Below are 12612 nucleotides of genomic sequence, written 5' to 3'. Positions count from 1 at the left end.
TCAAGGGGTTGACGGCCATCCGCCGTGTCCTCTTAGTGACGGAACCAGCCATTCGGCAACCCAGATGCCAATGGCCTTGCAACACCTGCAGACCGGCGGCCCCATTATGACAGCTTCGAACGATAATCACGGCACCACCTCGCTCGACACGGACACCGTGATCGTCACCGCCGGCCGCGACACCAAATCGCAGCGGGGCTTCGTCAATCCACCGGTCGTGCGCGGCTCCACGGTGCTGTATCCGACCGCCGACGACCTCCACGCGCATCGCGGCGAGTTTCAGTATGGCCGCCACGGCACGCCGACCACCAAGGCATTGCAGGAAGCGCTGATGGCACTGGAAGGCCCGAAATGTGCCGGCGTGGGGCTCGTGCCATCGGGCCTCGCCGCGATCTCGACCGCCCTGCTCTCGGTGCTCAAGGCCGGCGATCATCTCCTCGTCAGCGACAGCGCCTATCGGCCGACACGCAATTTCTGCAACGGCATGCTGGCACGCTACGGCATCGAGACCACCTATTTCGATCCGCTGATCGGCGCCGGCATTGAAGCGCTGTTCAAATCGAATACCCGCGCCGTCCTGGTCGAAGCGCCGGGCTCACAATCCTTCGAAATGCCGGATGTGCCTCTCATTGCCGGCATTGCGCATGCGCGCGGCGCGCTGGTGCTCGACGACAACACCTGGGCCACGCCGCTCTATCATCGCTCGCTCGAACAGGGCGTCGATATCAGTATCCAGGCGGCGACCAAATATATCGGCGGCCACTCGGACATCATGTTCGGCACCATCTCCGCCAATGACGCAGCCTGGCCGCTGATCAGCGAAGGCATCAGGCTGCTCGGGACATGCGCCGGCCCGGACGACGTCTTCCTCGCGCTGCGCGGGCTACGCACAATGTCCGTCCGGCTCGCGCATCATCAGCGCTCGGCGCTGGAGATGGCCCGGTGGCTGGAGACCCGCCCCGAAGTGCTGAAGGTGCTGCATCCCGCTTTGCCCAGCCATCCCGGCCACGCCATCTGGAAGCGCGACTTTACAGGCGCATCCGGCCTGTTCAGCATCATCCTGAAGCCGTCGCCGCAAAAGGCCGTCGATGCCCTGCTCGACACCGTCAAGCTGTTCGGCATGGGCTATTCCTGGGGCGGCTTCGAGAGCCTCGTCATCCCGTTCGACTGCTCGGATTATCGCAGCGCGACGACATGGGCGCCCGGCGGTCCGGCGCTGCGGTTTCATATCGGGCTGGAAAGTGTCGATGATCTGAAGGCTGATCTGGAGCGCGGCTTGGCGGCGTTCAACGCGGCGCTTTGATCGGCGAGGACGCCAGACGAAGACGCTCAGCTCTCGAGCGTCTTCGATCCGATGCCGCGGTTCTTGATGATCAGCATGATGTTGCGGACATAGATTACGGTGGCAAAAGCCTGGCCGAGGATGATCACCGGCTCGCGCTTGGCTATGCCGTAGATCAGCGTCATGAAGCCGCCGGCCATGGAGAAGAACCAGAAGGCCATCGGCACCACGCTCTGTCCGGCGCGTTCGCTGGAAATCCATTGCACGAGAAAGCGCGCGGTAAACAGCAGCTGGGCGATCAAACCAAAGGCGAGCCAGAAATCGAACTTCGCGACGAAGACGTCGTAGATGTAGTCGCCAAGCGCCTGACCGTATTGAATCAGCATTTATTTGAACTCGGTTGCGACCGGCGTCGTACGCTTGCGGCGGATCAGCCACCAGACGCCGGCGAGATCCATGATGCCGATCCAGAGCCGATCGAAAAATCCGTAATTCGACACACCGGAATGGCGCGGCCGATCGGTGACATCGACATAGGCGATGTCGAAGCCCTCACGGCGCACCAGCGCCGGAAGGAAGCGATGCAAACCATCGAAATAAGGCATCGACAAGAATACATCGCGGCGGAACGCCTTCAGACCGCAGCCGGTATCGCGGGTACCATCCTTGAGGATCGCGTTGCGGACGGCATTGGCGATCTTCGATTGCGCTTTCTTGAAGCCGGTATCCTTGCGGCCAACGCGCTGCCCGGCGGCGAGACCTACGCGGCCGCCACCGTCCTGGATCGCGGAAATCAGGTTGGGCAGGAATGCCGGATTGTTCTGACCATCGCCATCCAGCGTGGCCACGATGGCGCCGCGGGCGTTGCGCACGCCGGTTCGCACGGCGGCCGACTGGCCCGATGACGCAGCGTGGTCGATGCGACGCAGGTTGGCGCGCGTTTGCATCAACTCGGCGAGCCGTGCTGGCGTGGCGTCGGTGGAGCCGTCATTGACGTAGATGATCTCATAGGGCCAGCGGCCGTCGAGCGCGGCGGTGATCTCGGCGATCAAAGGCGCGACATTGTCCTGCTCGTTGCGCACGGGCACGACAATGGAGACGTCGACGGGGGCAGCTTCGGGAGCGGACAAATTGGAGCTCATGGTTGGAGGGCGGTCCTGCGGGAACTTGTCGCAGCCGGCCCGGCGAAGACCGCTTATTATGGGGCCGCGGTCCCGCGGGCAACCCTTTTGAGATGGCCTGCGGACGGCCCTGGCAGAGGGTCGATCGTGCCGTCCTGGTGGATGGTGAAAGCCAGATGCCGGGCCGCAAACCAGTATCGCACCGTCATGGCGCCAATCCAGCCGACCAGCCCGCCGCCGACCACGTCACTGGCATGATGCGCCAGCAGGACGAGCCGACTGGCACAGATGGCGACGGCGTAGACGATCATCACCGTGCGCAGCCGCGGCCAAAGCGCGGCGACCGCGAAAGCCAATGCGAAACTCGTGGTCGCATGACCCGACGGGAAACTGGCATAGGTCGGCGTCCAGGCGAAATGCGAAAAGTGAAAGGGGTCTGCCGCGCCACTGACGAAAGGTCGGCCACGGCCGAGCATGCCTTTGATGATTTCAGCCACGAAGACCGACAGCGCGACCGACAGGAAGATATACTGAATGCGCGTGCCGAAGCTGACAAGTACGGCGCGCGACGTGCCGTGCCGCAGCGGCGCCAGCAGGGCCAGAACGATCATAAACGCGAACAACGCCAGCAGGACATATTCGTCCTTGCCGAAGTCAGTGAAGATACGCAGCGGCCACAGGCCGGCCGTGCCCCGCGCCGGCATCAGTCCGATCTCGGTGGCATCGACGATGAACATCAGCGCGATGATGATCACGGCTGTCACGGCGCCAAGCGCCAGCGAACGGCGCGCCCAATAACGAGCAGCTTCGGCACGCCGCGAATGCGACGGTGCGCGAACAAGCTGTGCGAATGACTGCCAGACAAGCGCAACGAGTTGCGACAGATAGGTCTGTGGCTGCGATTTGTCCGGGGCTACCATTACTCGGTCCCTTCTGAGCGATAGATCGCCACCGAAATCGCTTTGCCCTGCGAGAAGTTATAGCCGTCGATGCGGGTTGCCATGTTGTAGCGCAGGCCGATGGCCTCGGCGCGCATCGCGAACTGGCGCTCCGAACGCAATTCGACAAGCGCGAAGCGACAGCTGCCCTGCCCGAGGAAATCCGCCGCGCCGGCACCATCAGTGAGTTGTGTGGATGTGCCGGTCATGAACACCAGGCTCGGCTCGTGATATCCCGCTGCCGCAGCCTTGGGACCGACGCAAACCACGTTACGCAGTGCACGTGCGATCTGCACACTCGGAAACAGCGGTCGGAGCGACGGCAGCAGCACGCCATAAAAGGCGGCGCTCATGAACAATGAGGCCACAACCGCATTCAGCAACGAGCGTTCTGCGCGGGCGTTATCATACAGCCACCAGGCAAACAGGCCGAACACCAGTGCTGCGGCGGCAAATGGCCAGGCCAGAAACACCGGGTGGCGGACGATCGCGACGGCACCGATCTCGGCGACCACAGCGGTTAGCGCCGGGATCGCGAACCACCAAGCCGCGCCGCGCGCCAGCCAATTGCGCGCCAGCACCTGGCGTTCAAGCGCGCCGATGACGAGGATGGCGATCGCCGGATAGAGCGGCAGCACGTAATGCGGCAGCTTGGTCATCACGACTTCGAACACGATCCAGGATGGGATCAGCCAGGCCAGCAGATATTGTGCGCCGGGCTCGCGGCGCGCGCGCCAGATCGCCGGCGTGGCCATACCGGCCAGCGGTGCCCCGGGCCAGAAGGTAATCCAGAACAGCAGGAAATACATGCCCGGAGGCGCGCCGTGGGATTCTTGTGCAGCCAGTTTGCTCAGCATGTCGCCACCGAGCGAATTGGAGAAGAACGCTTGCCCCGACTTCAGGAAGATCGCGACGAACCACGGCAGCACCAGGAACAGCATCCAGATGACGCCGACCAGCGGCCGTAATCGCCACAGCCATGCGACCGAGCGATCCATGATCGCCAGCGCAATGATCGTCAGCCCGACGAACATCAGGATCAGCGGGCCCTTGACCAGAATGCTGATCGCCATGGCCGTCCAGAATACCGCCGGCTCCTGCCAGCGCGACTTGTCGGCGTCCTCGCCGCGCTGCCACGCCAGGTAAATCCGCGCCATCGCGCCCATCACGGCGACGACAGTCAGCAGCAACATGGCATCGGTCTTGGCGAGCCGGGCCTCGACGTTCAACAAGACCGAACTGCACATGATCAAGGCGGCCAAGACGGCGCCGCGCCGCGTCAGGAAAGCAAGCGCCGTCCAATAGGTCAGCAGCACTGCACCAATGGCGCCAATCAGCGATGGCACGCGATAGAGCCAGATGCGGACTTCGGCGTTCTGCAAGCCCAGCGCCTCGGCGGTCTCGACCACGGCCGCCTGCATCCAGTAGATGCCGACCGGCTTCTTGTAGCGGACCTCGTCCTGGAACCGGATGTCGACGAAATCGCCGGTCTCGACCATCTGCTTGGTCGCCTGCGCAAAACGCGCTTCGTCGCGGTCAATCGGCGGGATGGTGAAGAAGCCCGGCAGGAAGAACAGGAACCCGCAAATGGTCAGGAACGCAACTGCGCGGGCATGGCCGGAGCTGACGAAATCCAGCACGCGCACCAGTCTGCTGCCTGGATCGACACGGGTTTTCGGCTCACGCGGGGCGCCAAATCGGGGTCTTGGATAGGTCTCGGCCATGCCTGTCGCATACGCTGAAACCGCCGACCGGACAACCAGTTAGCCCGTGCTTATTGGATTCTGACCACAACTGTGTCTGCTGTGCCCATGGCGTCCATGACCGTCAGCCGGACGAAACCCGGACCAGGCGGATCGACCAGCCGCTGGCGCCGGCTGTCGAGTTCCCCGGCGGCCATGCCGTTGACCAGAACGGTCATGGGCAGCACCCCGCCGGCCACCTTGACCGATACGGCCGAAAGCTGCCCCTCGCCGCCACTGGCATCGATCCGGGAACCGTTCAGCGGGAACTGGATGTGCAGGGCCTGATCGCTGCCGGTACGGATCAACTCGCCGACCGGGCGGAACCGACGCAGCGGCAGCGGCAATTTTGCATTACTGGCCATCAGCACGCCCTTGGGCGCCTTCGGCAACGAAGCCGGCAGCTTGCCGGTCCGGGCAAAGGCATCGAACAGGATCGGAGCCGCCGCCGTACGACCGACCAAGCCGGGCACCGGCGCGCCATCGGGCCGGCCGACCCAGACGCCGATAGTCATGCGTCCGTCGAAACCGACCGACCAGGCGTCGCGATAGCCGTAGCTGGTGCCGGTCTTGAAGGCGATCCGGTTATGCGCGGCATTCTCCGGCGGCGGCGTGCCGATCAGGACATTGCCAACCTGCCAGGCTGCGACCGGATCCATCAGCCGCAACGACTCGCGATCGTCGCCGCCATTGGCCTGCATGATCTCCCGGAGCGGCTTCGAACTGCCGAGCCGCGCTACGCCCGTATAGAGCTGGACGAGGTCCTGCAGCGTAATGCCGACGCCGCCGAGACCCATGGCGAGACCGGGCGCCTCACCCGGCGGCAGCACCAGATTGCCGCCCGCCTGTTTGAGCCGTGACGACAACCGCGACGCGCCAACACGATCCAGCAGCGCAATAGCCGGCACATTCAGTGAGAGCTGCAGCGCCTTGCGCACCGGCACGGTGCCCTGAAAGCTCATGTCGAAATTCTCCGGCGCGTAACTGCCGAAGCGCACCGGCCGATCCTCGATCAGGCTTTCCGGATGCACGAAGCCATCCTCGAAGGCGAGGCCGTAGATAAACGGCTTCAGCGTCGAACCGGGCGAGCGCACCGCGCGCGTCATGTCGACCTGTCCCGCACGACGATCATCGAAATAATCGGGCGATCCGACATGGGCGAGCACGTCGCCGCTCTCGTTGTCGACTGCGATCAGGCCGATGGAGATATTGTTGCCCAGTGCCGCCGCGCGATCACGCGCGAGGCCTTCAAGCGCACGCTGGATACCCGCATCGAGCGCGAGCCTGATAATCGGGCGATCCTTGTGCAGTGATGTCGCCTGATCCGCCGAATGCGGCGCCAGGATCGGCATCGGCTTGCGCAGCTTTGGCACGCTGACGGATTTCGCCTGCATGGCATCGGCAGCCGACACCCTGCCCTCGCCGACCATACGTTCGAGCACGCGGTCGCGCGCCACGCGGGCATTGCCGGGATGGCGATCAAGCCGGCGGTGTTCCGGCGATTGCGGCAACGCTACGAGCAGCGCGCTCTCTGCCAACGACAGCCGCTTCGGCTCCTTGCCAAAATAGGCAATCGACGCAGCGCGGATACCTTCGAGATTGCCGCCGAACGGCGCCAGCGCCAGATAGAGATCGAGGATCTGGTCCTTGCTCATCTGCCGCTCGATCTGCAGCGCACGGACGGCTTGTCTGATCTTCGCCGATATCGAGCGTTGCTGCCGTGGTTCGATCAGCCGCGCAAGCTGCATCGTGATGGTCGAACCGCCCGACACGATCTCGCCGCGGGTGACGAGCTGCAGCGCGGCGCGGCCGAGCGCCAGTGGATCGACGCCATGATGGCTGTAGAAGCGCTTGTCCTCATAGCCGAGCAGTATGTTGAGATAGCCGGGGTCAACGGACGTCCTCGCGTCGACCGGCAGCCGCCAGCGTCCGTCGGTCATGGCATAGGCGCGCAGGAGCTTGCCGTTGCGATCGATAACGGTGGTGGAGATTTTGCGGGCCTGGTCGAGCGGCAAAGGGCCGAGGGAGGCCACCCACGCGGCGGTCGCTGCACCAGTCAGGACCACAACTACGGTGGCAGCGGCGACAGCCTTTCGGATAAGCCACCAGCCTCTCCTCACGTCGTGGCCGGGCTTGTCCCGGCCATCCACGTCTTGCCCACGATCCACACAAGAATACATGGATCCCCGGGACAAGCCCGGGGATGACGGAGTGTGTGGTGTGGACGTGCCCTCGCTCATTTCGCCTTCGCGACCTCGACACTGCCCGTCCCCGTCCGCCCGTAGCGTGACGGATTATACATGTCCTCTACATAGGCCTGCGGCAGGACATACTTCCCGGGCGACACCGCGCGGACGATGTAGGCGACGGTGAACACCGCCTTGTCGTCGCTCTTCCGGTCGATCGCCGCTGTGAAGCGGTCGTCGCGAAATTCGGTGTTCTCAGGTTCTTCGCCATCCTCGATCCAGTCCAGCGTGCCGCTGTCGCCCGACGACACCAGATGCGGATTGTCGATCTCGAAACCGGCCGGCAGATAGTCGGCCACCATGATGTGCCCATACTCCGGCTTGGCTTCGGTAATCTTCAGCACCACGGCGAAGCGATCATTCTGTTTCGCCTTGGTGACATCTGCGGGCTTGCCGTCGAGCGTGAAATAATTGCGCTCGATCTTGAAGCCGTTGGACGCAGCCGGTTCCGGCGTGATCGGCGAACCCGACACCGAGACGACGGCCTGCACCGGCGTATCGCCAGTGTTGGTGATCTTGATCGGCTGGCCCGCCATCTCCGCGGCCTTGTAACTGCGATAGAGTGCGGTCTTCACCGGCGAACCGTTGACGTCCAGCGCCAGCGTGTTGGCTTCCTTGGCCAGCGCACGCGACGCCAGCACCAGCCACGCATTCTCCTGCGTCGAGGTGAAGGGCGTCAGGCCGCGCGCGGCCTCGACACGCTGGACCGCCTGCGTCAGCGTTGCACGCGGCGCATTGCCTTCGCTGGCCAGCGAGACCAGTGCTGCGGCATCACGGAGCGCCGAACCGTAATCGACGCGGCCGAATTCGATGGCCGGCTTCGGTGCGAGGCTTTCGACGGCCGCCGCATAGACGCGTTCGGCCCGGGCGCGGTCACCGACCAGCGCCAGCGCCGCTGCCAACTGCGACTTGGCGATGGGCGTCGCCAGGTTCTTCAGCTTGGTGTCGGCGAGATAGCGCAAATCGCCGATCGGCGCGGTACCGTTCTTGGCCAGCACATAAAGGCCGTAAGCGAGATCGCGACCGCCGTCCTTCTCCGGTTCGTCAGCATTGACGACCGAATTGCGCACGCGGTCCAAAGCGGCACGGAACAGCACATCCGGCACCACAAACCCCTTCTCGCGAGCGCGCGTCAGGAAGTCCGTCACGTAAGCGTCCAGCCAGGCATCGTCGCCGGCCGCCGACCACAGGCCGAACGAGCCGTTCGAGCCCTGACGTGCCAGCAGTCTGTCGATCGAGTCCTTGATACGCTGGTCGACGCCGGTGTCCATCGCCAGATGCGCGCCGGCGGCGAGGTCGTTGACATAGAGCAGCGGCATCGCACGGCTGGTGATCTGTTCGGAGCAGCCATAGGGGTAGCGATCCAGTGCCTTCAGGATGGTTGCCGCATCCAGCGCCGTGGACAGGCTGACCGACAGCGAGACGCCGCCGGTGCCCGATACGAGATCGGAGAACATGTCCGATGTCAGCGTCAGGCTCTCGCCCTTCGCCAGCGTGCGGATCGAGCGCCGCGCCAAGACCTGCGTCGCCGCCTTGACGTCGAGCACATAGTGCCGAGCCAGTGTCAGCCCGTTCGGTCCCTTGATATCGACGTCGAACTGCGCCGTGCCTGCACCGGATGCATCGATCGCCAGCGCCATCGAGGTCCGCTGCTTGGCGGCGAGCTTGATCGTCGTGGCCGGATTGCCGGTCACCTTGACGGGGCCGGAGGTCTTTACAGCGATGGTGTAATCGCCCGGTGCGCCTTCGACATTGTCGAGATCGAAGCTCATGGTGCCCTTGTCGCCGGACAGCAGGAACCGCGGCAGCGTCGCCGTCAGGACTACGGGATCGCGCACCGTGACGTCCACGGTGGCGCGGCCGAGTTTGGTCGCGGTCCAGGCCACGGCCATCACGCGCGCGGTGCCGGCGAACTCCGGAATCTCGAACTCGATCTGCGCAGTGCCGTCGGCGGCCACGGTGACGATGCCGGAATACAACGCCATCGGCTTCTGGGTCGGCGGCGAGCCCTCGATCTGCGCGCCGGCACTATCACCGCCAGTGCGCAACTGGCCGCGGGTACCCTGCATGCCGTCGATCAACTGCCCATAGATGTCGCGAATTTCCGACGTCATGCGGCGCTGGCCGAGATAATAGTCATCCGGCGCCGGCGGCTTGTAATTGGTCAGGTTGAGAATACCGACATCGACGGCGGCAACGACGATCTTGGCGTCCTCACCGGGATTGAGCCCGCCGAGTTTCACCGGCAGCTTCAGCGTCGAGCTCGGGCGGATCAGCGCGGGCGGCGACAGTGCGACGTCGAGCGTGCGTGCTCTTTTGTCGATACCGAACCACTTCAACCCGATGGCGCGGCCGGGCATCCGCTTGGCGGCGGCATCGAGAGGTCGGCGCAGCGTGGCCACCACATAGGCACCCGTGCCCCAGTCCTTGCCGACCGGGATCTTGATCTGCGACTGGCCTTCCTTGACGCCGATGCTCTGGGTCGTCAGCAGGCGGTCGCCGAGCACATTGATTGTCAGAAGGCCGCCGGTGCGTGCATTCACCGAAACAATTATGGTGTCGCCCGACAGATATTCCGGCTTGTCGATGGAGGTCTCCAGCAGGTCCGGCGTATCGGCGCTGCCGTCGGAATACCAGCCGACATCGAACTGCACCGAGGTGATCGGGCCGTCGGCTTCATTCGATTTCACGTCGAGCCGATAGCGGCCGGGCTGCGGCTGCAGCGAGATACGGGCCGGAGCATTGGCGGCAACGGTGAGATCGCCATCGGCAACGCGCTTGGTCGACTTGACCGGCTCGTAATCCCAGGACGAATTTTGCCGGTACCACTGGTAGCGGGATTCCATCTTGAGCAATTCGTAACGCAGCCCGCTGCGGGCCAGCGAGGTTCCCTCCGGCGACACGACCACGACGTCGAAAGCCGCGTTATCTCCCTCGGCGACGTTCTTATCCTTGAACAACGGCTTCACGCCGATCATCGGCGCACTGGGCGCAACCGGCAGTACGAACTTGCGCTCGACGGCACGGCCGCCGGCTTCGGTCATGCGAATGAATATCTGGGCTTCCTGCGGACGGGTCGAGGACGGCGGCTTGGCGAGGCTGACCGGGAACGTCGCGACGCCATTGGCATCGGCTTCCGGCAATCCTTCGATCGGCGTGCGTTCGTTGCTGGCGCTTTCCTCGTCGGCAACGCCGAACTGGTAGCCGGCGAATCCTGGGCGGTTCGCGGCAGGGCTGACAAGCATATCGCCTTCGAGCTGCAGGCCCGACGCGGGCGCGCCATAGAGGAAGCGACCATCCACTTTAAGTTCTACAGGAGCATCAGCTTTGATCAGCTTGTCCCTGGAAGATATGTCGAATTCAATCCGATCCGGGACGTAATCCTCGACCATGAAAGTGGTCTCGCCGACCGATGGCGCCTTCGGATCGGTGAAGGCGCGGACACGCCAGGTGCCGGTCGGGACTGCAGAGTTCAGCGGCAGCGTCAGGCTGCGACCGCCTGCGCCCTGGTCAGGCAGGACGGCGCGGCGGAACTCGACGCCATCGGGGCGCTCGACCACGAGAGTCATTGGGCCCGAGGTCACGGCATTGCCCTGCCCGTCGCGCAACAGCGCGGTGAGATAGACCGTCTCGCCGGAGCGATAGACGCCGCGCTCGGCATAGACGAAGGCATCGGCACCGGCAGGAACCGCGCGGCCGGAGACGCCACGATCGCTGAGATCGAAGGCGTTCGATTTGAGACTCAGGAACGCATAGTCGTTCTTGTCGCTGGTTACCGTCAGCAATGCCGGCGACAGACCGCCCTCGCCCTTGGCGAGCCCCGCCTCGAACAGCACATGGCCGGAGTCGTCGGTCTTCCTGGTCGCAAGAATCTCGTTGTTGCGCGCGACCAGCCGGACGTCGGCCTTGGCCATCGGATCGGTCGAAGCGAGCGAATTGACGAAGACATGGATGCCGTCATTGCCCGAGAAGGCCGTGAGACCAAGATCCGACACGATGAACCACTGGGTCGCCAGCGAGCCGTCGTCATCGCCGCTGCCAGACCCCGGACCCTTGGCCGCCGCGGTCATGACATAAACGCCGGGCTGCAGCTCGCCGATGGCCTGATCGACGGGGAATGCCGTGGTGACGTCGGCATTGAGCGTCGACGCCGTGGCCAGCTCGCCGGTCCAGACCTTCATGCCGCGCTCGTCGCCGAGACTGTCGAGCTGGTACTTGCTCAGCGCCGTCTGGAAGTCGCTGCCGATGACAGTGTTGATCAGGTTGCGATCGCCGATCCGGAACACATTGACGGTGACCGCCTGGGTGTTGACCGAGACCACGGGGATGCCCTGCTGGCCTGTGCGCGGCAGCACATAGGCGCGGCCGGTGAAGCGCACGAACGGCTTGCGGTCGCGCACATAGATGTTGAACTCGGCCGATTTCGGCAGGCTCTCCTTCACCATCGACGGCAGACCGGCGCGCAGGTTGATATTGTAGCGCTCGCCATGCTTGAGGCCCTCGACGCAGAGCTGCTTCTCCTCGGAGGTCAATGCCGGCTTGTCGCTGCCGGCGAGCGCCAGGAATGGCGCGAAATCGACCCGCTTGGCGAGTTCTTCCGAGAACTGGAAACAGGCCCGTGGCGAGGCGGAATCCGAGTCCACGGTGTAATCGAGCAACCGGAAGCCGTGATCGTCGCGTAGTTTTTCATACTGGCCGCGCACGTCGGCGACCTCGCGCATCTCGAGCGACAGGCGCAGCGCGTCCAGTGCCGGGCGCCACAGCTTGCGTTCTTCCATGGCCCGGCCGAGCACGGCCAGCGCCTCGGCCTCCTCGCCGGCATTACCGGCGCGCTGATAGGCGATATAGGCCGCTGTCGCAGCGCGCTCGCGCAGGAAGGTGGTTTCGGACGAGGTTGCCGGGCGGATCTGGAAGATCGTCTTGGCGAGCCGCAGCCAGTTGGCGCTGTCATCGGGCGCAATCGCCACGATCTGGCCCAGCGTCTGCAAACCGGCGCGGAAATCCGAGCGTTTGAACGCGGCGTCCGCGTCGGTACGCAAAGTTGCCGCGCTCTTGGCGACAGGCCCTGCCTCGCTCTTGATCTGCGCCTCGAGCTTGATCGCGGAATCCGCCAGCTCATCCCGTCGGAAAGCCTTGTCGGCCGCGTGAGCCGAGACGAGGCCGAACGCCAGCGTGGCGCAGACAGTGACGGCGCGAACCAGACCAATCATGGACAACTCCCCTGCACGGACGAATGCCGCCTGGATTCAAATGTGCGTAAAAACGGTGACGGACTCATGGCCA

At 64.3% G+C, this 12612-nt stretch carries 7 protein-coding genes; 1 reads left to right on the top strand and 6 read right to left on the bottom strand.

Annotated elements, in window-relative coordinates; all coding sequences use genetic code 11:
* The first annotated feature begins 106 nt into the window (after nt 1-106).
* Entirely contained in the window at nt 107-1303 is a 1197-nt protein-coding gene (metC, locus tag BLW80_RS14740; RefSeq protein ID WP_093759098.1) for a cystathionine beta-lyase, read from the top strand.
* A gap of 26 nt (nt 1304-1329) precedes the next feature.
* On the opposite strand, the gene BLW80_RS14735 is transcribed toward metC, so the two are convergent.
* The 6 genes from BLW80_RS14735 to BLW80_RS14710 all read right to left on the bottom strand — a co-directional run bounded on the left by BLW80_RS14735 (nt 1330) and on the right by BLW80_RS14710 (nt 12539).
* Nucleotides 1330-1668: a lipid-A-disaccharide synthase N-terminal domain-containing protein gene (locus tag BLW80_RS14735; protein WP_093758537.1), complete on the bottom strand. Its 339-nt coding sequence runs from the start codon at nt 1666-1668 to the stop codon at nt 1330-1332.
* Nucleotides 1669-2424: a glycosyltransferase family 2 protein gene (locus tag BLW80_RS14730; RefSeq protein ID WP_093758536.1), complete on the bottom strand. Its 756-nt coding sequence runs from the start codon at nt 2422-2424 to the stop codon at nt 1669-1671.
* Between the two features lie 56 nt (nt 2425-2480).
* Nucleotides 2481-3323 (bottom strand): phosphatase PAP2 family protein, encoded by an 843-nt coding sequence (locus BLW80_RS14725; RefSeq protein WP_093758535.1) that lies wholly within the window; start codon nt 3321-3323, stop codon nt 2481-2483.
* On the bottom strand, nt 3323-5065 hold the full coding sequence (locus tag BLW80_RS14720) for an ArnT family glycosyltransferase (protein WP_093758534.1): 1743 nt from the start codon (nt 5063-5065) through the stop codon (nt 3323-3325). The genes BLW80_RS14725 and BLW80_RS14720 overlap by 1 nt, the downstream gene beginning before the upstream one ends.
* Before the next feature lie 50 nt (nt 5066-5115).
* Nucleotides 5116-7233, bottom strand: coding sequence for a penicillin-binding protein 1C (gene pbpC, locus BLW80_RS14715; RefSeq protein ID WP_502688603.1), 2118 nt, complete (start codon nt 7231-7233; stop codon nt 5116-5118).
* Between the two features lie 86 nt (nt 7234-7319).
* Nucleotides 7320-12539: an alpha-2-macroglobulin family protein gene (locus BLW80_RS14710; protein ID WP_093758532.1), complete on the bottom strand. Its 5220-nt coding sequence runs from the start codon at nt 12537-12539 to the stop codon at nt 7320-7322.
* Nucleotides 12540-12612: the final 73 nt, after the last annotated feature.

This window comes from Tardiphaga sp. OK245 (genome assembly GCF_900108575.1).
GTDB classification, from domain to species: domain Bacteria; phylum Pseudomonadota; class Alphaproteobacteria; order Rhizobiales; family Xanthobacteraceae; genus Tardiphaga; species Tardiphaga robiniae.
Note: the sequence above shows the minus strand (reverse complement) of the source record. Positions and strands in the feature narration are given on the sequence as shown.